19 protein-coding genes are annotated in these 20751 nt (G+C 58.5%); 8 read left to right on the plus strand and 11 right to left on the minus strand.

Annotated elements, in window-relative coordinates:
* The first annotated feature begins 104 nt into the window (after positions 1-104).
* The 4 genes from EV586_RS09455 to EV586_RS09470 all read left to right on the plus strand — a co-directional run bounded on the left by EV586_RS09455 (position 105) and on the right by EV586_RS09470 (position 6743).
* The gene (locus EV586_RS09455; RefSeq protein ID WP_132944850.1) at positions 105-296 is read left to right on the plus strand and encodes a hypothetical protein; all 192 of its coding nucleotides are present in this window, start codon (positions 105-107) and stop codon (positions 294-296) included.
* A 122-nt stretch (positions 297-418) separates the two neighbouring features.
* Positions 419-1318: an ATP-binding protein gene (locus EV586_RS09460; protein WP_165898476.1), complete on the plus strand. Its 900-nt coding sequence runs from the start codon at positions 419-421 to the stop codon at positions 1316-1318.
* 88 nt (positions 1319-1406) lie between these two features.
* Complete coding sequence (locus EV586_RS09465; protein ID WP_132944852.1) at positions 1407-5063, plus strand: fibronectin type III domain-containing protein; 3657 nt, start codon at positions 1407-1409, stop codon at positions 5061-5063.
* 15 nt (positions 5064-5078) lie between these two features.
* Positions 5079-6743, plus strand: a complete 1665-nt coding sequence (locus EV586_RS09470; protein WP_132944853.1) for an S-layer homology domain-containing protein — start codon at positions 5079-5081, stop codon at positions 6741-6743.
* Between the two features lie 456 nt (positions 6744-7199).
* On the opposite strand, the gene EV586_RS09475 is transcribed toward EV586_RS09470, so the two are convergent.
* The 3 genes from EV586_RS09475 to EV586_RS09485 all read right to left on the minus strand — a co-directional run bounded on the left by EV586_RS09475 (position 7200) and on the right by EV586_RS09485 (position 10974).
* On the minus strand, positions 7200-8822 hold the full coding sequence (locus tag EV586_RS09475; protein WP_132944854.1) for a peptide ABC transporter substrate-binding protein: 1623 nt from the start codon (positions 8820-8822) through the stop codon (positions 7200-7202).
* Positions 8823-9065: 243 nt separating this feature from the next.
* Positions 9066-9440, minus strand: a complete 375-nt coding sequence (queF, locus tag EV586_RS09480) for a preQ(1) synthase (RefSeq protein WP_132944855.1) — start codon at positions 9438-9440, stop codon at positions 9066-9068.
* Positions 9441-9558: 118 nt separating this feature from the next.
* On the minus strand, positions 9559-10974 hold the full coding sequence (locus EV586_RS09485) for a serine-rich family protein (RefSeq protein ID WP_132944856.1): 1416 nt from the start codon (positions 10972-10974) through the stop codon (positions 9559-9561).
* Between the two features lie 142 nt (positions 10975-11116).
* Between EV586_RS09485 and EV586_RS09490 the strand changes: the two genes are divergently transcribed.
* Complete coding sequence (locus EV586_RS09490; protein WP_132944857.1) at positions 11117-12277, plus strand: hypothetical protein; 1161 nt, start codon at positions 11117-11119, stop codon at positions 12275-12277.
* Between the two features lie 87 nt (positions 12278-12364).
* Complete coding sequence (locus tag EV586_RS09495) at positions 12365-13318, plus strand: MBL fold metallo-hydrolase (RefSeq protein ID WP_165898478.1); 954 nt, start codon at positions 12365-12367, stop codon at positions 13316-13318.
* 53 nt (positions 13319-13371) lie between these two features.
* Here EV586_RS09495 and EV586_RS09500 read toward each other — a convergent pair whose 3' ends face one another.
* Together EV586_RS09500 and EV586_RS09505 are read right to left on the minus strand one after the other, a co-directional pair.
* Positions 13372-13641, minus strand: a complete 270-nt coding sequence (locus EV586_RS09500; protein WP_132944859.1) for a hypothetical protein — start codon at positions 13639-13641, stop codon at positions 13372-13374.
* A gap of 45 nt (positions 13642-13686) precedes the next feature.
* Complete coding sequence (locus EV586_RS09505) at positions 13687-13866, minus strand: hypothetical protein (RefSeq protein ID WP_132944860.1); 180 nt, start codon at positions 13864-13866, stop codon at positions 13687-13689.
* A gap of 135 nt (positions 13867-14001) precedes the next feature.
* On the opposite strand from EV586_RS09505, the gene EV586_RS09510 reads away from it, so the two are divergent.
* Entirely contained in the window at positions 14002-15555 is a 1554-nt protein-coding gene (locus EV586_RS09510) for an oligosaccharide flippase family protein (RefSeq protein WP_165898480.1), read from the plus strand.
* On the opposite strand, the gene EV586_RS09515 is transcribed toward EV586_RS09510, so the two are convergent.
* The 3 genes from EV586_RS09515 to EV586_RS09525 form a co-directional block, all read right to left on the minus strand.
* Positions 15482-15979 (minus strand): CBO0543 family protein, encoded by a 498-nt coding sequence (locus EV586_RS09515; protein ID WP_132944862.1) that lies wholly within the window; start codon positions 15977-15979, stop codon positions 15482-15484. The genes EV586_RS09510 and EV586_RS09515 overlap by 74 nt on opposite strands.
* 5 nt (positions 15980-15984) lie before the next feature.
* Positions 15985-16452: a CBO0543 family protein gene (locus EV586_RS09520; RefSeq protein ID WP_243652997.1), complete on the minus strand. Its 468-nt coding sequence runs from the start codon at positions 16450-16452 to the stop codon at positions 15985-15987.
* A 157-nt stretch (positions 16453-16609) separates the two neighbouring features.
* On the minus strand, positions 16610-17656 hold the full coding sequence (locus tag EV586_RS09525; RefSeq protein ID WP_132944864.1) for a M42 family metallopeptidase: 1047 nt from the start codon (positions 17654-17656) through the stop codon (positions 16610-16612).
* Positions 17657-17801: 145 nt separating this feature from the next.
* Here EV586_RS09525 and EV586_RS09530 point away from each other — a divergent pair, with 145 nt between their 5' ends.
* Positions 17802-18347: a CBO0543 family protein gene (locus EV586_RS09530; protein WP_132944865.1), complete on the plus strand. Its 546-nt coding sequence runs from the start codon at positions 17802-17804 to the stop codon at positions 18345-18347.
* 49 nt (positions 18348-18396) lie between these two features.
* Here the strand turns inward: EV586_RS09530 and EV586_RS09535 are convergent, their stop codons facing one another.
* The 3 genes from EV586_RS09535 to EV586_RS09545 form a co-directional block, all read right to left on the minus strand.
* Positions 18397-19716, minus strand: a complete 1320-nt coding sequence (locus tag EV586_RS09535) for a DUF4830 domain-containing protein (RefSeq protein ID WP_132944866.1) — start codon at positions 19714-19716, stop codon at positions 18397-18399.
* 26 nt (positions 19717-19742) lie between these two features.
* The gene (locus EV586_RS09540; protein WP_132944867.1) at positions 19743-20240 is read right to left on the minus strand and encodes an RNA polymerase sigma factor; all 498 of its coding nucleotides are present in this window, start codon (positions 20238-20240) and stop codon (positions 19743-19745) included.
* 90 nt (positions 20241-20330) lie between these two features.
* A complete protein-coding gene (locus EV586_RS09545) occupies positions 20331-20732 on the minus strand; it encodes a hypothetical protein (RefSeq protein WP_132944868.1) in 402 nt (133 codons plus the stop codon).
* Between the last annotated feature and the right edge of the window lie 19 nt (positions 20733-20751).

Below are 20751 nucleotides of genomic sequence, written 5' to 3' on the forward strand. Positions count from 1 at the left end.
GAAGTCAGTTATTTGGTTTCATGATCCGACAACTTTTTGCAAAATTTTTTTGACCCCGCTTTTTAACGCTCTGTCCTCGAACTTTATAGAAAGGAGGATGGACGATGAATTTGACCAGCGCATTTTCGAACAAACGGGACATCTCCCAATTAAAAATGGAAGAACTTGAAGACCTTGAATTCCACTTGCAAAACAGGGAAAAAAGCTTGCGATTGAAGGTGGAGCAACTGCGCCGCGATCTGGCCGACATCGAGACAGACCGGGCAAAAGTTAAGACGGAACTCAGCAAACGCTGATCGATAAAAGACGCAGCCTCCGGGTTGCGTCTTCTTCATTTTAATAAAAAATAATTCCTCATCCAACGAAAGTATTTTATAATAAAATAGAATCCATCATGTAAATGGAAGGAGGTGCAGTGATGCTGCGTATTTCAAAAATGTTTTATTTTTTGTTAATCGCACTGATGCTCTTGACCGGTTGTCAGTTATACCGCCCGGTCCCCGGCTATCTCTACCTCTGCCTGTTTTTGCTGCTGCTCCTGTTCGCGCTGCGCCTGCAAAGCGACCGGTCGGCACGAATCATGCAGCGGGAACTGGAACTGGCGTTGCGCCGCACCGAGCAGTTGGAGACCGTCTCCCAGATGGCGGCGTCTGTCGCGCATGAAGTGCGCAATCCGATGACCAGCGTGCAGGGCTTTCTGCAGCTGATGAGCCGGGATATCCCTTCCGAGCACGCGCACGCGATGTATCTGAAAGTGATGGAGGAAGACCTCAAGCGCATCTCCACGATCATCACCGAATACCTGAACGTCTCCCGCATCAGCGGCGGCATGCTCGAAGAAGTGGAGCTCGGTGAGCTTTTGCAAAACACTTGCGCCCTGCTGCAGAGTGAAGCAAACCTGCGCGGCATCGCGCTCACCCTCGACCTGCCCGCAGACAGCCTGCGCCTGACGCTGGAGCCAGGCGGACTGAAACAGGTGCTGATCAACCTCGCCCGCAACGCCATGGAAGCGATCGGCGAGTCGAGCGGCACCGTCACCCTCGCGCTGGAAGACCGCGGCAACACCGTCTGTCTGAAGGTCAAAGATACCGGACCCGGCATTCACGCGCGCGACCTGCCTCGCATCTTCAACCCGTTCTATACCACGAAAGCGACCGGCACCGGCCTTGGCCTCGCCATCTCCAAGCGCATTATCGAAGAACAAGGGGGCTCGCTTGCCGTGCAAACAGAAGAAGGCAAAGGCACCACCTTTTTCCTTCACCTCCCGAAACACCCCTTCCCGCCTTCCGACTCCGTTCGACGCTCTGTCGAAAAATGACCACCCTTGCTAACTTTTAACAGGATTCCCAGTCCCTAAAGCGAAGTAACTACATAACCGAACTGAAAACTGTTAAAGGGGGAATTCGATGCAACAGCACCGCCGGTCCGCGAAATTGCGGACCCCGCTTGCGCTGCTCACCGTGTTTTTGTTGCTTCTGACCTTGCTGCCGATCCTGCCGGCCCAACAGGCCGTGGCGGACGGAGATCTCACACTCTCCAACTCCATCTTCCCCGCCGGATACAGCAACACGCGGATCTACATCACCGGGGGCAGCCTGTTTCCGTTTCACAGCAAGACGCAGGTCATGCTCTACGACGCGAGCGGGAAACAGGTTAACAAGCTGCGGGAATTCTCGTACGCGGATGACCGCCACATCTCGATCGAGCTGATCGCAGGCCTCCCGCAGGGGCGCTATCAGCTGCTCGTCATGTCCTATGAAACGGCGATCGCCGAGATCCAGGTGATGAGCAACTACGACCCGGCGAACGTGCAGATCACGCCGGGCACCGACCGCGACATTCGCATCGACTGGAAAGATCCCGGCGCGATCGACCTGCGCGAGATCGTCATCCAGTACGGGCTGATCGACTCGACCAGCTACCAACGGTCTTTCGTCGTCCCGCGCACCCAGCAGTCCTATACGCTGCGGGACTTGGAGCATAACAAGAAATACCGGATTAAACTATTCGGGCGCAAAGTGGACGGTTCGTCCTCGCCCGGCACCGAATTCACCAACGGCGGCGCCGGCTACCTCGCCACCGACAGCACGCCGCCGGGCGAGTTGACCAATCTCGTCGTCCGCGCGATCCCAAACGGATTTGACTTGAGCTGGAGCGACCCGCTCGATTCCGACTTGAGCATGATCACCGTGCAGTACGCGGAGCACGGCACGACCCGCTGGATGGACGGCTTTGTCGTCGCCAAAGGGGTCGGACACGGCCTGCTGAGCCAGATGAACATGTCGAAGCGCTACGATTTCCGCTTTACGAAGACGGATCTCCTCGGCAACTTCTCGCAGCAGACGGCCACTAACAATGGCTACGGGTACACGTTTGACACCACTCCGCCGTCCAATGTCAGCGGGCTGAACGTCTCCGTGCAGTCCAAGTCGGAAGCGCTGCTGACCTGGCAGGACCCAAGCGATGCTGCCAGCACCGATTTTCATCATGTAAACGTCTACATCAAATCATCACTGACCGACTGGATCTCCGTCGGGCGGGTGGAAAAAGGCGTCCGGCAGCTGACCTTGAGCGGACTGGCCGGCAATATCGACTATACGTTCAAAGTCGTGTCGGTCGACAGCTTCGGCAACGAGGCGAGCGGTGCGCTCACCACGCGCCAAGTCGATACCTATTCGCTGACCGACCTGCGGAAGGTGACCGTCGCTCAGGAACCGGAAGGCGGGCTGCAACTGCAGTGGCCGGATAGCGTCGATGCGATCAACTTCAACCTGTTCAAAGTCTATTACGCACCGACCGGCACCACCGACTTCCGCGAGACGGCGCTGAGCAACAAAGGCACCCGTTCCGCCCTGCTGCGCGATTTGCCGCGCGGCACGTACGACCTGCAATTCCGTCTGTTTGACCGCCACGGGGTGGAGAAAGATTTCCACCTGATGACCAACAACGGCTACGGTTATTTTGCCGCCGGCAAATCGGGCGGCAACTTCCCGGTCGAGCTCGGCGATGTGCGCATTCAGCCGTACAGCACCAAAAGCATGCTGATCACGTGGAACCCCGCTTCCACCGACGGCACGCATGTGGAGATTTACACGGCGGAGCGCTCCGTCTCCCCCGCTTGGCGACTTGCCGCTCAGGTGGACAAGCGCACACAGCGCTATGAAGTGCTGAACCTCGCGGAAGACAAGGACTACTTTTTCAAGCTCGTCGTGGTCGACACGGTCAAAAATACCCGCACCTACGGGGTGATCTACGACAACTCGGGCTACGGCTTCAACCTGTCGGGCGGCGACCGCTATCCGCCGCGGGAAGTGACCAATGCCGGCGCCAACGTCATCGGCGGCGGGATCACCGTCACCTACTTCGAACCGACCGATTCCGATTTTGACAAGGTGACGATCTACGCAGAGCGCGTCGGCACATCAGACGTGAAGCGCTTTGATGTCGCGCGCGGCGCAAACGGCACGACGATCCGCGACCTGCTGCCCGGCGCGACCTACCGCCTGCGCATCACCACCGTCGACACTTACGGCAATGAGTCGCAGGGGATCATCCTGAACAACAACGGACCGGGCTACACGATCCCGACTTCGGCCGGGTCCGGCCAAAACGAAGTGAACAACGCGCTGCTGATCCCGGAAACGAACAAGCTGACCGTTCGCTTCCAGGACCCGCTGGCTGCCGATTACAGCCGCGCGGTGATCTCGATCAAGAAGAACAGCAGCACAAGCTACACGACCAGCAAGACGGTCTACAAAGGCACCAATGAAGTGACGTTTGACGGTCTCGATGCCAACTCGTTCTACCATGTGCGCATCGTGACGGTGAACAGCACGAACAAGGAGTCGGCCGGCCTCTACCTCGGCGGCACGACCGGCATCGGCCTGCAGCCGGTGACCAAAGTCACCAACGGCAATGTCACCGAAAGTAAAGGCCAGCTGATCGTCACCTGGATCGACCCGACCGGTATCAACCCGTCCGGGGTGATGGTGGAAGTGCAGGCGCGCGGCTCCAGCCTCTGGAGCGACCCGCTGATCGTGCAGCCTGGCACCCAGCGTGCCGTTTTCTCCGGTCTCAGCGATGCGGAGTACTACAAAGTCCGCCTGACTACGCTGCTGACTCCTGTCGCGTCGGCGCCCGTGCTGCTCGACAACGGCACGGTCGGTTATCGCCCGGAGCGGTCGCAGCTGATCGCCACGCCATCGCAGATCGCGTACCATGAGTCGGCGACGCAGCGCATCACCTTGACCGGGGTGAACACGCGCCTGCCCTACAGCGCGAATGAGATCCGCGCCAAGCTGTACACCTCGGGCGGCACCGACATCTCAGAAGCGATCACCGCGCAGAGCACCTACTCCTCGACCCGCTACGATGTGACGCTGCGCCGCTCCTTGCAGCCGGGCTTGTACAAGCTGGTCGTCACGACGAAAGAGGACGGCGAGTTCAGCTCGTGGATCAAAGTGGCGTCGAGCGCGCCGCTCGTGCAGGCGATCGCCCTCGACCAAGGAGCTGTCGCCTACGGCTACAGCGCATTTACCGTCAAACTGACCGGCAGCGGCTTCAAGACGGGCGCGAAAGTGCAGATCGACAACGCCCAGGAAGTGACGCCGTTCTCGATCTCCGGGGAGCAGCTCAGCTTCACGATGCCGAGCGGTCTGATGCCGGGCGTGCACAAAGTGTCGGTGAAGACGAGCGACGGCACGTCGCTTCCGGTCGGCTTTACGGTACACCCGTTCAGCAGCAAAGTGGTCTACACCCCGGCCACCACGCGCACCGGCCTGCACAAAGCGGAACTGCAGATCAAGAACCATGACAGCCACGTGCGCTCAGGCAAAGTGCTCGTGCAGATTCGCAAGAACGGCAAATTGATCGAAATCCGCGAGTTGGAAGGCACGTTCAGCGCCTACGAAACGCTCACCTTCAAGCTCGACTTGGGCGGTGTGAACTCCGTCTATGCGGACGGCCCGCTGAGCTCGCTGTCGATCCAGGCCTTTGTGGTCGATCCGTACACCTACACGCCGCTGGCCGAGCCGGTCACGCATGCTCGAACGCTCAATCTCTAACAAGGAGGACTCGCGATGAACTGGAAACGCTGCGCCCTGATCGGGTGTTTGACGGCGGGCCTCCTGCTTGGCCCGCTTCCGCTGGCTCCGTCTGCGTCTGCCGAGACGACGATCGCCGTCAAAACGTACGGCTCAGGCCTGACGGTGGAAGGGTTGTACCTCAGCCAAGGGGTGTCGCTCGGCGGCACTCCGGTGCTGTTGACCGTGGAGTTCCTGAACGGCGACACCCTGTCTTACGATCAAACGACAACCGATGAACACGGCACCTACCGTTTTGACATGACCTTGCCCCACGATCTGGACAGCGGCGTGCTGCGCGCGATCATCAGCGTGCAAGGCGAGCAGAAAAGCGCCACGTTCAACTATTCCAGATCGACCGGCGACGGCGTGATCTCGCCGATCGACATGGGGCCGTACCGCTTTACCGGCGAGTTGAACGGCGGTCAGAAACAAGCGGTGCTCTACGACACCGCGACCGGAGTCAACTTGTCCCGCAGCGGCGGACTGGCCACTGTGACGCTGAATGAAAGCAAAGCGTTGAGCGCTGTACGAAGCGCTGAGAGCGGCACCAAGTACCTGACGATCTCCGTCCCGGCCAATGACCCGTCGGCAGAAGTGACGGTGCCCCGCACGGTGATCCAAGAGATGATCACCAGACTTGGCAGCGACGCGCACCTGCTGATCGCCGCCGAAAAAGGCAGCTATGACCTGCCCTTGGATGCGATCAACCCGCTCCTGATGAAACAGGTGCTGGACAGCAGCCGCGGCGGTCTGTCCTTTCGGATCGCGGCGGTCGGCAACGCGGAGAGCTCCGCGGTCGCGCAAAAGCTGCAGCGCCAAAAGATGCCCGACCCGCTGGTCACTCCGGTCTCGTTTGCTGTGCAGGCGATCTTGGACAGCTCCACCGTTCAGTTGCTCGACTACGGCAGCCGTTTTGCGCAGATGTCGATCGACCTGACCGGCTCTACGCTCGCTGCCAACCGCACGGTTTCCGCCCTGCTCCAGCACGCGCAAGTGGAGAATCTGACGCCGACCCCGTCCAAAGTCTTCCGTGACGCGGTCGGACACGGCAAACTGGTGATCAAGCGCTCCGGAAACGGCATCTACGTGCCGATCCAGGATGCGCGGTCGTTCTCCGACCTGCAGTACACCTCGCAGAAAGACAAGATCCAGCAACTGGCCAACCGCCACATCATCAACGGGCGGACGACCACGTCTTTCGCCCCGCAAGGCGACATCACGCGCGCCGAGTTTGCGACGTTGATGATGCTGTCGCTCGGCCTGAGCGACAAGCAGGGCACGAGCCTGTTCCGCGATGTGCCGGCCAACCAGTGGTATACCAAGCCGGTCGCGATCGGTTCGACCTTGGGCCTGATCAGCGGCCACGATGCGCGGACGTTCGCGCCGCACAATCCGATCACCCGCGAGGAGATCGCGTCGCTGATGGTGCGCTGTCTGAGCTATGTCGAGCAGCGTCCGTACGTCGATACGACCCGCATTCTGGGTCAGGTCCAAGACCGCAGCAACATCTCCTCCTGGGCCCGGGAAGACATCGCCTTGGCGATCTCGACCGGCATCCTCGACAAGAATACCAGCTTCGTCGAGCCGCGCCGCTCCGCTACCCGTGCGGAAAGTGCCGAGATGCTCTACAACCTGCTGACCTACCTCAAGATGATCTAGGGCGTCAGGCACAACAAAAAGGCACCAACCTCCTCTGCCGGACGGTTGGTGCCTTTTAATTTGGATGTTCCATGTGTTTGAACCAAAACTGAACGTTGATCCGATCGAAAGACTTCCTCTCGCTGTCACGCTCCTTTACGAAAAGATCACCTGAGCCCATCTCGTTGTCATCTTCCTGTATCGCGCTCCTTTCGGGTGATAGTTAAAGTGAAGAACGCTTGCTCGGAACTTGTCGTTCGTTTCGGTAGAGCCTCCTTTCCTCGACCCGCTGTGTGTGGGAGCGGGTTGTTGTTGAACCTATTGTAAAACAATTATCTGATTATTTGAAATACATAGACAAGTCATATGAAGCGATTGAGCTCGATTAGAAATCATTTTCGCTCGCATCCGCCGCCATTCGCATGATTTCTACAAAAAAAACAGGAGCCGGCGCCGGCTCCTGTCGAGTGGTGGTGATTATTTCTTGCCTTCGATCTTGACGTTCTTCAGGTCGTAGTCGATGCCGTACGGCAGGGTGACCAGACCTTTGACGTATTCTTTGGTTGCGAACGCTTTGCCGCGGAAGAAGACCGGACCGATCGGCATGTCCTTCATCAGGAGCTTCTCAGCTTCGACGAGGTACTGAGCGCGCTTCTTGGTGTCCGCTTCAGCTTTTGCCTTGTTGATCAGTTCGTCATACTTCGGGTTCTTGTACTTGACTTTGTTGAACTCGCCATCTGCGAGGAACAGGTCAAGGAAGGTCATCGGGTCGTTGTAGTCAGCGCCCCACAGGGAGAGGCCGATCTGGTATTGCATGTTCTTTTCTTTCTCCAGACGCAGCTTGAACGGCACCGATTGTACATTAATGGTGATGCCAAGCTTGGAGCGCCATTGCTCTTGGAGCAGCTCGGACGATTTTTTCGCCACGTCGGAGTCGTCGACGAGCAGTTCGAGTTTCAGGTCGGAAGCTTTCAAGCCGGCTTCTTTCAAGCCTTCTTCAAAGATCGCCTTCACTTCAGCGTCGGTCTTCTTGGTCAACGTGTCGCCAGCCGTTTTGCGGAAGTCGCCGCCCGCAGAGTCGGAGGTGCCGTTCGGAACGAAACCGGTCGCGCCGACGGTGCCGTTGTGGTACACGATGTCAGCATACATGTCGCGGTCGATCGCCCAAGTAATCGCGGTGCGGATCTTCGCGTTGTCGAGGCCTTTGATTGCCGGGTTGAAGATGATGTACCCGTTGGTCAGCTCCGGCTTCAGGGAGTATTCTGCCGAATCCTTGTAGCGGTCTACATGGTCACGCACGAGGCCGACGCGGTCGAGTTGGCCCGCTTCGTACATGTTCACCGCTGCGGTCGAGTCCTTGATCACCTGGTAGTTGACCGTGCCCAGTGCAACTTTGGACGCATCCCAGTAGTCGGCGTTCTTTTCGAGGGTGACAGAAGTGTCATGCTCCCACGCGGTCATCTTGAACGGACCGTTGGAGAGAATGGTGTCGAACGAAGTGCCGTATTTGTCGCCTTTTTCTTCGACAAACTTCTGGTTTTGTGCGAAGAAGATCGGGAAGGACATTTGGTTCAGGAAGAACGGAGTCGGGTTGTTCAAGGTGACTTCCAGCGTCTTGTCGTCGATCGCTTTCACGCCGACTTCATCTGCAGAGCCTTTGCCTTGGTTGTATTCGGTTGCGCCTTTTACCCAGTACAGCATGAAGGAGTACTGAGAGCCGGTGTCCGGGTTCAAGGTGCGCTTCCAGGAGTAAACGAAGTCGTTCGCGCTCACCGCGTCGCCGTTTGCCCATTTTGCGTCACGCAGTTTGAAGGTGTAAGTCTTGCTGTCCGGGGAGATCTCCCAGGATTCTGCGAGGCCCGGCTGTGCGTTGCCAGTTGCGTCGAGGCGCACCAGACCTTCCATCGTGTTCGCCATCATCAGGAACGAGTAAGCGTCGGTCGCTTTCGATACGTCCATGTTCGGGAGGTCGTCGCCGATGTACAGGTTCAGAACCTGCTCATCTGCATTTTTGCCGGTCGCAGCGTCATCGCCGCAGCCAACGAGCACAGTACCCATCATCACAGCAGCCATCCCAATGCCAAACCATTTCTTTTGCATGTCTGTGTTCCCCCATTCTCTATAAGTAAAAAATCATCTCAGCTTCGCTTCGAAGGTATTCAGAGTTGCCATACTGGTTATGATAAAGGAGGCAGGGACGAAAAGTCAATATATTGACCAATAGTCTCAACCTTATGAAGACTTACACTACTTCCACTACTCATAAGTTTTGGAATTGAGGGATCGAAAAATAAAAAAGAAGCCGGGAGCATAAGTCTCCACGGCTTCTTTTGCTGTTTACTTTTAGGCGCGGCTGCGCTTGTATTCCGGGTTGTGTTCCACGCGGACGTTGGTGTAGATGCCGCCGCGGACGTTAAATTCGCCTTCGACTTGCATCCAGCGCGGTTCGAGCGATGCCACGAGGTCGTTCAGGATGATGTTGGTCACGTCTTCGTGGAAATGGCCTTCATCGCGGAACGCCCAGAGGTACAGCTTGAGCGACTTCAGCTCAATGATGTGCGGGCCCGGCACATAGCGGACGGTGATCGTCGCGAAATCAGGCTGGCCGGTCTTCGGGCAGAGCGCGGTGAATTCCGGGCAGCGGATTTCTACTTCATATTCACGCTCCGGGTGCGGGTTTGGCACCGGATCGAGCGTTTTCGTCGGTTTTGTCGACATATGTATACCCTCCAAAGGTGTAAAATCTAAAATTTACTATATCCCACCGTGTCCGACTTTTCAACCACAAGCCATAAAAAGCCTGCGAAAGCGGTCCGCAGGCTGATGAGCGGTCGGGCTATTGCTGGCGCTGCACCGGATCGTTATACGGAGGGTTCATCTGCTGAGCGTTGTAGTTGTTCGGATGGAAGCGGTCCAGGTTGAACGACTGCGCAATGTTCTGCACCTGCTTGTTCATGCGGTCCGCCAAGCTGCGCATCTCGTTGTACTGCTCCATCGCGCGGCGTTCTTCGTTGAACAGCTGCGGCGGCACCGGCATGTTTGTGCTGGGCTGCATGTTTGAACTGGACTGCCTTCTTGTGTTGGACTGCATGCTTTGCTGGCCGCTCATGTACGAGCCTTGCCCGCCTTGACCTGCGCCGCCCGTCATGCCTATCTGACCGGAGCGCTGACCGCCTTGGCCCGTGCTGCTGTACTGGGTCGGGTCGACCGCACCGCCATAGTTATTGTTCGGATTCGGGTGGTACACGCCTTGCTGAGACCCTTGTGCACCTTGGGCGGTGCTGTAATACATCCCTTGTTGGCTCGTTCCTTGCGTGCTTTGGCTGGAAGTGCCGAACGCCCCTTGTTGACCCGTTCCTTGTGCGCCTTGGCTGGAGCTGCCGTACATTCCCTGCTGGCTCGTTCCTTGCGCGCCTTGGCTGGAACTGCCGTACATCCCCTGCTGGCTCGTTCCTTGCGTGCTTTGGCTGGAAGTGCCATATATCCCTTGTTGACCCGCACCTTGCGTGCTTTGGCTGGAGCTGCCGTACGTCCCCTGCTGACTTGTTCCTAGCGCGCTTTGGCTGGAACTGCCGTACATCCCCTGCTGGCTCGTTCCTTGCGCGCTTTGGCTGGAGCTGCCGTACATCCCTTGCTGGCTCGTTCCTTGCGCGCTTTGGCTGGAGCTGCCGTACATCCCTTGCTGGCTCGTTCCTTGCGCGCCTTGGCTGGAACTGCCGTACGTCCCTTGCTGGCTCGTTCCTTGCGCACCTTGGCTGGGGCTGTTGTTCATGCCCTGTTGACCGGAGCGCTGTGCGCTTTGACCTTGGCCGGGGTAGCTGGTCGGGTCGACGGCACCGCCGTAGTTGTTGTTGGGGTTCGCGTGGTAGAGGTTCTGCTGGCCTTGGTTCATGCTGTACACCATTTGGTCTTGATTGGCGCTGCCGTACTGGCCTTGACCAGAGCTGCCTTGCCCTTGAGCGTTCTGGAAGGTGCTCGGGTCGAGCGCGCCGCCGTATGCAGCGCCGCCTTGCTGGCCTGCGGTGTTGAACTGACTCTGGGAACTTCCTTGCACGCCTTCTTGCACGCCTTCTTGCACGCCTTGGCCTTGCATGCCTTGGCCCTGCATGCCGGGCTGGCGCGAAAGCATTTGCACCGTTTGCTCTTCGGTGCGGATCAGCGAACCGATCATCTGGCTGACCTGGCGCAGTTCGATCTGCACGCGGGTGATCTCCGTTTCGAGTTGCTGCATGTGTCGTCTGTTATGTGGCATGATGGAATCTCCTCCTGCAAATGTTCATTCCATCATTACAATGTCCTTTTCTGCCCTTTTTTATAAACCGGCGCATATTTCTTCCTGCACAAGGTGCAAGATAGAGACAGCAAACTTGTTCCAGCACGAAGGAGGAAGAGAGATGCAACAAAGTATCGAACGCATGTCCGGCCAAGTGCAGGATCTGCAGCAGGAAGTCAGCCAACTGGCGCAGCTCGCCCAGCAATTGGCGCAGCAGAACATGAACCAATATCAGCAAATGCAAAACAGCGCCACGCAAGATACGCACCGCACCTACTATCAGGCGGCATACCAGGAACATCAGGCTGGCCGTCTGCTGCATGAAATTGCGAACGTCTGCAATGAGATGAACAACCATATCCGCACGATCTCCCAACAGCTGCAAGATCAGGGCATGATCGGCAACAACCAGAATACGCAGGACTCGCAAGGCGTGCAGTCCCAGCGGATGACCTACTCGATGAAGCAGCAGCAGTCCCAACAGCAATCCCAGCAGCAAAACAGTATGGCACAGGCAGGGCCGATCGCCACCGATACCACACACTATCATAAAACGCAGTCTCCGGGCTGGGAGCAATCCCGCACCACGTCGAGCACCGACGGCTCCAACATGCTGAACAGCCAGTCCAGCACCGGCGGTACCACCGGCACGAGCTCGCAGCTCTCGATGAGCACCGGTTCGAACAACTCATCCGCCATGGGCAGTTCCGCTCAATCGCGCACTTCGATGAACAGCACGTCCATGAACAGTTCGTCGAGTTACGGCGCCGCCGGTCAAAGTGCCTCTGGTCAAAGTGCCTCTGGTCAAAGTACTTCTGGTCAAAGTGCCTCTGGTCAAAGCGTCTCTGGTCAAAGCGCCTCTGGTCAATCTGCTCAATCTGCTCAATCTGGTCAAAGTCCTTCCGGTCAAACGGGCAACAGCGTGTTCGGCGGCTTTGAAGCCAGCTCGATGAGCAACAGCCCGTCACTGAACAACAGCACGTTCAACAACAAGTCGAATGCCGCCATGTACCATGGGAAGTCGAACGACAACGGCGCGTCTGTGACGAACACCATGTCCGGCTCCGGAGGCAGCAACAACACCCCTAAGCACGACCAAAACCAAGGCGGCCGCACGCAAAACGCCATGCCGCCCGAACCCAATGCCGCTCCGGGCGGGCTGTCGATGCACAGCAACCAGCACGGCGCGATGAGCATGGGCGGCGGCCAGAACCACAGCCAGAGCGTCGCCGGGCACAGCCCGATGTACAGCAACCAAGGCACCGAAAGCGAACCATCATAAAATTTTCCAAAAAGACCGGCAACTTCTCCCATGCCGGTCTTTTTTTCTTGTACAATAAGAAGAAAACACATCGGGAGCGTGAACCTCTTGACCACGACCAAAACTCTTCCCTCCGCCAAACACTTCACCTTGCAGCAGCTCGCAGACGGCGTCTACGCAGCATATGTCAAAGAACACATGGGCGCGTTCTCCAACGGCGGCTTCGTCGACCTCGGCGAGTCGGTGCTCGTCATCGACGCCTTCCTCACTCCGCAGGCGGCTCAGGAACTGCGCGACATCGCCGAAGCGATCACCGGCCACCCGGTTCGCCACATGGTCAACACCCACTGGCACGGCGACCACGTGCGCGGCAACCAAGTCTATGCTGACGTAGCGATCATCGCCACCGATACCACCAAAAACCTGATCGCCGAGCACCTGCCGCCCCGCATCGAAGCGATCCGTGCCCAGGCGCCTGCGCAGCTGAAAGCGCTGCAAGAGCAATTCGACAACGCAACGGACGAAGCGCAAAAGGCGGCGTTTGCCGTCGAGCTCGCCCAGTTCCACGAGATCGATTCCACGTTTCATACTTTGCAGATCACCGTCCCGAACGTCACCTTCGAAAACAAGATGACCCTGCACGGCACCCGCCGCAGCGCGGAGCTGATCACCTTGGGCGGCGGCCACTCTCCGAGCGACATCTTTGTCTACCTGCCGCAGGATAAGATCATCTTCATGGGCGACCTGCTGTTCGTGAACAACCAACTCGCCTGCTGGAACGCCAACGAGCGCGAATGGGTGCAGATCCTCGAGCAGATCGAAGCGTTTGACGCCGTTCAGTTCGTCCCCGGCCACGGCCCGCTCGGCACCTTGGAAGACGTGCGCGCCAACAAGCAATACCTGCTCGACCTGCTGCAGCTCGTCGAAGCGCACATCGCAGACGGCGGCACCGAAGCTGGCCTTGCCGATCTGAAAGTGCCCGCCGCGTATGAAGCGTGGGAGTTCGGTTCGATATTCCCGGGCAACGTGCAAAAGCTGTACGCCCAGTTGAAAAACAGCTAAGCGCTCTCCACGCAAAAAGAGGTCAACCGGATTCCCTCCGCTTGACCTCTTTTTTAATGCAGCCGCCGGGTCAGCGCCGCCTGATACTGTTCGTACATCGCACGCTGGCGATCCGCGTCCTTGATCGTCGACAAGTACGCCTCGCGCAGATCCATCCGCTCATCGGGCGTCATAAACGCTTCAAAATCGGCGATGATCAGCGCCACCACCTGCTGGCGTTCCGTGGCGGACCACTTGAGAAATTCCTCATACGGCAAGGTCCGCATGTCATTGCGAAACTGCGCCAGCATCTCCGGCGGCATGTTCTCGTATTTGATTCCCAACGCAATTCCCCCTTTTTCTTTACTTTACCATAAAGGGGGCGGTGTTCAACTCTGCAGATGCCGGACAAACAGCACCATGTTCCCGCCGTCCGGCTTGATCTCTTCAATGACGTACGTATCTTCGGTGAACGAGATCTCGTCGCCGATCCCGATCGCGGTCGGCACCTGATCGTCCGCACCGTTCCAGATCAAGGCGCCCGTCTCTTTGTTGTACACGTTGACCATTTCTTTCACCTCACAGAGATACTGTGCGACAAAGTGGCAGCGCTTATCCAAGCGTCCGGGGCATGAAGGGACAGCCTGCGTCATACCATGAAAGGACGTGAAGAAGGGACAGACGGTCCAAGCGGAGGTGTGCCTGTGGTTCAGCCGTTTCCGGTGCGGGAATCGAGCATTTTAAGCCTGTCAGAGCTGTTGTCGCGGCTGCTGGGCCTCTTGTTTTTGGCGCGTTTTGTGGCGAAGCTGGGGCTGCACGAAAGCGCGGAGTTTCGCATGCTGCTGCCCTTGATCGGCATCGCAGCCACGCTCGGCTCGATCGGGTTGCCGCAAGCGCTGACCCGGCTGTTTGCTTCGGCCGTGCTCGACGCCGGCCGCCCGGTGCCGCACTCGCTCTTGCGAGCGGCGCTCTGGGGCACGCTGTGCGCGGCCGGTTTTGCCTTGCTCACCATGCTGCTCCTGTCCCTGCTGGCCGTGCAGGACGGAATCTTCAAAAGCGAGTTCGCCCGACTCCTCGAAGCGGCGGTGCCACTCCTGCTCTTGATGTGTGCGACCGGCAGCCTGCGCGGGATGCTGCTCGGGCTCGGCAGCACCTATGCGCCCGCTTGCGCCCAAGTCGTTGAAGTCGGTGTCCGGCTGGGGGCGCTGCTCCTGCTGCTGCCCGATGCAGCGGCAGCTCATCTGCCGGCCGCCGAGGTCGGGATCTTGACGCTGACGGCCGGAGAAGGACTGGCCGGGCTGTTTTTAGGCGCGGTGTTGTGGCGGGAAGTCGCCAAGCGGGGCGTGGTGCGGGATCGGGCTTCCGGCGCCCTGTTCAGCGTGCTGCGCATGTCGCTGGCGCCGACCGGGCAGTCGCTGCTCGCAACGCTTGGCTATGCGCTGGAGCTGCCGTTGGCCCACGAGCTGCTGTCGCGGACACACGGCGCAGCGGCGGCGTCACAGCTGATCGCCGAATACGCGAGTATCGCCCTGCCGCTTCTCTGCGCGCCGATGGTGCTGACCGACGGGATCGCCACCGCTCACCTGCCCCTCGCCTCGGCCGAGCGGGCAGCGAGCGGCGGACAGGCGTTTGCTGTGCACCTGCGGCGCGTGCTCGGCGCGGTGATGATGGTCGCGCTGCCGGCGACAGGCATGGCGCTGGTGCTGGCCCCGACGCTGGCCGGCTGGTTCCATGCCCCCGAGGCGGCGCTGATGCTCCTGTTGCTGGCCCCGGCCGCTTTGCCCTTGTACCTGCAAGCCCCGCTGTCGGCGCTGCTGCAGGCGCAGGGCCGGAGCCGGGCGCTGCTCTACGCCGGGCTGCTCGGCGATCTGGTGCGGCTGGGGATGATCCTCGCTGCCTTCGGACTGTGGCAGGCCGGACGCGCCGGCTTTGCGCTGGCGTTTGCAGCGTCTGCGCTCGTCCAGACCGGGTCGCTGCTCTGGATGCTCCGCCGCTATTCGACACTCGTCATGCCGTGGCGCACCTTGTACCGCTCCGTCCAAGCCGCGCTGGCTGCCGTCGCCCTGCTTTTGGTCGCCTTGCATGCCCCGCTGCCCTACTCCTACTCCTTCTCCGCCCAGCCCATCGCTTGGGGTGCCGGCGCGCTGCTGCTCGCCGGGTGGATCTTGCTATACGCCGAAGAGATCACGCCGCAGACTCTGTCCCGTCTTCCGCTGCTCGGAATCCTTTTCGATACCAGACGTAAAACACGCGGGTGAGCAGCAGCAGGGTCAGTGTGATCCCGAAGCGCAGAAAGAAGTTCGTATAGACCAGTTTCACCAGCTCCGTGTACCGGTCGAGCGCATAGATAAACAAGACGATCAGCAGTGTCCACAGCGCATGATAACCGACCCGCACCGGCCAGCCGCGCCGCTCCGGAACAAACAGGGCGTACAGTACGAACACGCCCGGATAAAAGATGTAGTGCAACGTAAAACTCGTTTTTGTCGCATACTGGAACTCCCGATACGGAAACTGCACCAGATCGAACTGCACATTCAACAGGTCGATCGTCCAGGTCAGCAATTGCGCGAACAGAAACACGATGTGCGCATCCGGAACTTTCGTGCGCGGCACCAACAGATACAGCACCAGCGGAATGCTCAGCCAAGCGAAGATCCAGATCCAGATTTCCAGCCGCATACGGCTCACCTGCCTGCCAAAGATGTGCGAAACCAGAGAAAGTACAGCCGGCTGATGTAAAACGTGACCCAGACGGTGAGAAACGTCCAGTACCACTCCCATCCGTGATATTCGATCAGGTCGGTGTACACTTCCAGCACTTTTTCAAACGCGGTGATCCCCACGGTCGCGCCCGCATACCAGAAAAACCGCTTGAGCCGCGAGCCCTGCTCCGGAAAATGCAGATTGAACAGCACGACGAGCGCAGGATACACAAAATACTCAAAGTCTATGCTCGACCGCGTCACCTTCGGCAGCGAACGCACCGGGTACTCGATCAACTTCCATTTCACCACCACCAGACCGAACAGCCACGTGATGGCCTGTGGAAACAAAAAAAGCAGCACCGCCTCGCGAAGTTTGCGCTTGGGGATCCCAACCAGCAAGGCGAAGACGGTGCCGACTAAAGAGCCGTACAAAATGAAGTGTTCCAACAAGGCATCCTCTCTTCTTGTGCGGATGAAATCACCTTGTCTATGTTGCCCTTTTTTTACCGCAAATCATTCAGGCACGCCGCGGCCGTGAGCAACGCTCAATAAAAAAAACACGGGAGGCAGGACCTCCCGTGTCTGATTGGCAGAAATGATGCCCCTACTTGACCAGATCGCTCTGCAGGTAGGCAACGATCAGTTTGACCGAGTTTTCGAAAGAGGATTTGTGCGTGCGCTCCATCGAGTGCGACGCGTCGATGCCCGGGCCGATCAGACCGTGCTTCACGTCGACGCCTGCGCTCATCGCCGCCGAGGCGTCGGAGCCGTAGAACGGATAGATGTCGACCGCATAGTTCAAGCCGTTCGCTTTCGCAAGCTCCACAAGGTGCTTGCGCATGCCGTAGTGGTACGGGCCGGAGGAGTCTTTGGCGCAGATCGAGACGCAGTATTCATCGGTGGTCTGGCCGTCGCCGATCGCGCCCATGTCGATCGCCAGGAATTCAACCGTCTGCGGCGGGATGTTCGAGTTCGCGCCGTAGCCGATCTCCTCGTTGTTGGAGATCAGGAAGTGCGTGGTATACGGCAGTTGCTCGCCGCTTTCCAACACCGATTTCAACGCGCCGAACATGCAGGCGACCGACGCTTTGTCATCGAGGTGGCGGGTTTTGATGAAACCGGTCTCCGTCACTTCGCAGCGCGGGTTGAAGGAGACGAAATCGCCGACTTCGATGCCCAGCTCGCGCACGTCGTCCGCGGTTTTCACGACCGCGTCGAGGCGGACTTCCATCGTGTCGGCGTTGCGCTCATGCGTGCGAGTGTCCTTGTGGACGTGGACGGACGCATGGGTCGATTGGATCGTGCCGGTGATCAGCTTGCCGTCTGCCGTTTCGACGGTGCAGTATTCGCCTTCGATCGCGTTAAACGCAAAACCGCCGATCAGGGTCAGCTTGAGGCGTCCGTTGCCTTTGATCTCTTTGACCATCGCGCCCAGCGTGTCGACGTGAGCCGTCAGAACGCGGTGCACGTCGTTGTTTTTGCCCGGAACAGACAGGATCAGGCCGCCCTTGTTGTTGCGCTTGTTTTCCACACCGAGGCGCGCGCACTCCGCTTCAATGAATTGAATCACTTGCTCCGTATTGCCGGAGGGGCTCGGGATGTTGACCAAGCTGACCAAGAAATCCACTACGTATTGCAAATCAATTTTCATGAACTGTGGAACCCCCTTTACGTATCTGAATCTAGTATACAGAAATTAGCAAGGGCGCGCTATGAGCGCCGGGAAAAATGGGAAGCCTAGCCATGTGAACCTGTTGCGCGCAGGTACCGCTACGCGATGAAGGGTTGTTGGGAACATGTGGTTTCAATATGCCGTCTTGGGCCTGCTCTTGCTGCTCTTTCTTGCGCTGCGAGCTTATCAAGTGCCCAAAGCCATCACGCTCTGGCTGCTGTTTAGCGCGTGCGCGGAGGCGTTCTGTCTGTTTCTCGTGCAAGGCGGCTGGTACAGCTATCCGATTCGCCCGCTGCCGGAGATCTTTCGAGATAACGTTTTGTTCAACTGGGTGCAGTACCCGCTCGTCGTGCTGATCATGCTGCGCTTCGTGCGCCCGACCTGGTTTCAGAATCTGATGCTTGGGATGACGGCGGCGATGTACGCCTTGTTGCTCGAAATGCTTGCCAAAGATCATTTTGGATTGATCAAATACGAGACGTGGTCACCGCTGGCCTCCTATTTTACCTGGTGGGGCTCGCTGCTTTTCTCGCTGCTCGTGTACCGGTCGCTCAACCGCGTTCGATTTGCGCGCGGTGCCGAGCTGGGCGCGTTTGCCTTCCTGCGGCCGGGTTGGTTCCTGTTTCACCTGTCGATGCTCAGCGTCTTTTTTTACTTTTTGGCTCAGTAAAAAGCCTCTTTTCCGCCGAAGGAAAAGAGGCTTTTGCGCGAGCTGTCTCTCAACGAGCGCTGGTGTCGATCCATTCGATCTTCCACGGCGCGTTTTGACTTTCTTTGACCACGCCGACGAACAGCGCATTGATGCCGTCCGGCTGTTCGGTCTGCGTTTTGTATTTCACGTCGAGCGTCACTTGATACTGCTGCTCCCCGACCGGTTTGCGGCCCAGTCGGGAGCCTTTGTACGACTCGGCCGGCACCCAGACGTCGGGCGCTTTCACCGCCTGCACGTCGATCACTTTGGCGAACGTCAGGTTCTGCGGGCTCAGTCCGCCGCGGCTCCACTCCTTAGCGATCAGCGTCTGCCCGGTCTCGTAGGTCCAGAACGTGCTCTGGTACGCTTTCGAATACAGGTTGTACGCGGTCGCATAGTTGCCGTTTTGGATCGCTTCGTAGTATTTCAAGATCACCTGCTGCGGCGTCCAGTCTTTCATCTCGGCATCCGGGCCATCTGTGTAGGAGACCTGTCCCTCCTGCTGCAACCACTCATCCCAGGAAACGCCGGCCAAGTCGGCAAAATCGCGCCGTTGCAGCGATGCGGCCATCTCTCCGCCTTTTTCCAGCCAGGCGCCGACAACTTCGCCGTCTTTCTCCAGCACGATCGCTTCGGTGTTCATCTTCAGCCCGTCATCCCACATCTCTTTGAGCAGGATGGTGTGGGCGACGACCGTCTCGCCGAGGTAACGGGTCAGGTCGAGACCGATGTCTTTGGAGAACAGGTTGTGTTTTGCCCAGTACAGGCCTTGCGGATAGACACCCGGCGCGTCTTGGAACGAGTCTGGCAGCGTCACCGTCTGCTGGTGCACCGCTTCGCCGGACGGGGTCCAGCTGTATTTGCTGAGCAGTTGGGTGATCTTCGGGCTGAGTGCATCGGCCATGTTGGACATCTTCAGCTCATCTTTTTTCAGTCCGCCACTCTCAAAAATGGAGGACTGATTCCCGTCTTCGCGCTCGGTGCTCATCTCCTTGTTGACAGGCGCTCCGCTTCCGCTGCTCTGCATGCTCGCGTCCCGACTCGGCTTGCTGATATAGCCCGGCACCTGCACGGCGACGAACAGCACGCAGGCGGCTGCGACGCCGGCGGTGGCATAGCGGGAGAAGCGGCGCCACCTGTGGGCGTTGACCGCTCGGGCGATCTCCGCTTGCGGCGGGAGCAGCGAGCGGCTCGGCATCGGGATCTCTTCGAGGTCGAGCGTCATGCCGATCCCCTGCACCAGATTCTGTTCCTTCTGGCAGGCCGAACAGGACAACACGTGTTCGATCATCTCCGGCGTGAGGTCTGCGCTCCAGATCGCCTCTTGGACTTCTTGGCATTGGATCATCGTTCTTCACCTCCAGTCGTTTCGATTTACAAATGTCCTCGGAGCCGGTCCCGCAAGCGGAACAGCCTGGTTTTGACAGTTGCTTCTTTCATTTCCAGCAAGGATGCGACTTCTTTTAACGGCAAGTCCTGCACGAAACGCAGGATGAAGATCTGGCGGTCGACGCCGGTCAGCTCGCCGAGCATCTTCTGAATCAGCATTTTCATGTTGACCTGGCTCTCGAATCCCTCGCTGGTCGAAGCGGTTTCGGACAGCTCGACCATCGTGACGTTTTTCTTCTTCCGCACGGCGTCACGCTGCGTATTGAGGATGATCCGGTACACCCAGCTCTGGATCGCACAATCGCCCCGGTAGGTGTGGAGATTACGGCAGACTTTCATCAGCGAGTCCTGCGCCAAATCCTCGGCGTCATGCTGATGTCCGGTCAGGTGATAGCAAACCCGGTAGACAAACGGTTCCAATTCCTTCAAAAATTCGGTCATCGCGCCTGCGTCCTGCAGCGCGCGCTGAATCTGCAATTCCAAAACAAGGCCACCTCCCCAAGCAGGGCATTTCTATTCAATAAGACGCAGGCAGAGCGAAAAAGGATTCATACAAATAAAAACCACCCGCCATCAGGCAGGTGGTGAAGGAACTGCAGGCTGCTGCTCCCGGCTGCGGATGTCCGGCTGGTCATCGGTGCCGGGGAGGTCGAGTGGAGGCGGCGGGACGTCATGGTCTGAGTCGGGGAGGTCCTCTTGATCAACGTCTGCGGGACGCTTGCTTTTGTCGCCGTCGATCTTGAACTGATCGCCCAGCTCTTCGTCCCAGGACAAGGTCAGCGTGTAGTCGTGCGCAAGGCCCTCTTTCTTGTAGTCTTGGCGCACTTGTACTTGGTTGGCGATCATGACCCGCAGACCGTCGAAGCTGAAGCTGTGCTGTTCTTCGATCTGGTCGGCAAGGCGTCTCAGCAGGTCTGCCGCGCCTTGTGCTGTCATGATGTCACGACGCTTGATTTTGATTTCCGTGCCACTCATCGTACATCCCTCCGCAAGT

Source organism: Tumebacillus sp. BK434, assembly GCF_004340785.1.
Lineage (GTDB): Bacteria > Bacillota > Bacilli > Tumebacillales > Tumebacillaceae > Tumebacillus_A.

Excerpts from the sequence above, each read along its gene's own strand:
- EV586_RS09465 (WP_132944852.1), top strand. The coding sequence starts at position 1,407 with ATGCAACAGCACCGCCGGTCCGCGAAATTGCGGACCCCGCTTGCGCTG.
- EV586_RS09525 (WP_132944864.1), bottom strand. The coding sequence starts at position 17,656 with ATGAAAATTGATTTGCAATACGTAGTGGATTTCTTGGTCAGCTTGGTC.
- EV586_RS09535 (WP_132944866.1), bottom strand. The coding sequence starts at position 19,716 with ATGATCCAATGCCAAGAAGTCCAAGAGGCGATCTGGAGCGCAGACCTC.
- EV586_RS09490 (WP_132944857.1), top strand. The coding sequence starts at position 11,117 with ATGCAACAAAGTATCGAACGCATGTCCGGCCAAGTGCAGGATCTGCAG.
- EV586_RS09455 (WP_132944850.1), top strand. The coding sequence starts at position 105 with ATGAATTTGACCAGCGCATTTTCGAACAAACGGGACATCTCCCAATTA.
- EV586_RS09475 (WP_132944854.1), bottom strand. The coding sequence starts at position 8,822 with ATGCAAAAGAAATGGTTTGGCATTGGGATGGCTGCTGTGATGATGGGT.
- EV586_RS09485 (WP_132944856.1), bottom strand. The coding sequence starts at position 10,974 with ATGCCACATAACAGACGACACATGCAGCAACTCGAAACGGAGATCACC.
- EV586_RS09530 (WP_132944865.1), top strand. The coding sequence starts at position 17,802 with ATGTGGTTTCAATATGCCGTCTTGGGCCTGCTCTTGCTGCTCTTTCTT.
- EV586_RS09470 (WP_132944853.1), top strand. The coding sequence starts at position 5,079 with ATGAACTGGAAACGCTGCGCCCTGATCGGGTGTTTGACGGCGGGCCTC.
- EV586_RS09460 (WP_165898476.1), top strand. The coding sequence starts at position 419 with ATGCTGCGTATTTCAAAAATGTTTTATTTTTTGTTAATCGCACTGATG.
- EV586_RS09505 (WP_132944860.1), bottom strand. The coding sequence starts at position 13,866 with ATGGTCAACGTGTACAACAAAGAGACGGGCGCCTTGATCTGGAACGGT.
- queF (WP_132944855.1), bottom strand. The coding sequence starts at position 9,440 with ATGTCGACAAAACCGACGAAAACGCTCGATCCGGTGCCAAACCCGCAC.
- EV586_RS09515 (WP_132944862.1), bottom strand. The coding sequence starts at position 15,979 with ATGCGGCTGGAAATCTGGATCTGGATCTTCGCTTGGCTGAGCATTCCG.
- EV586_RS09545 (WP_132944868.1), bottom strand. The coding sequence starts at position 20,732 with ATGAGTGGCACGGAAATCAAAATCAAGCGTCGTGACATCATGACAGCA.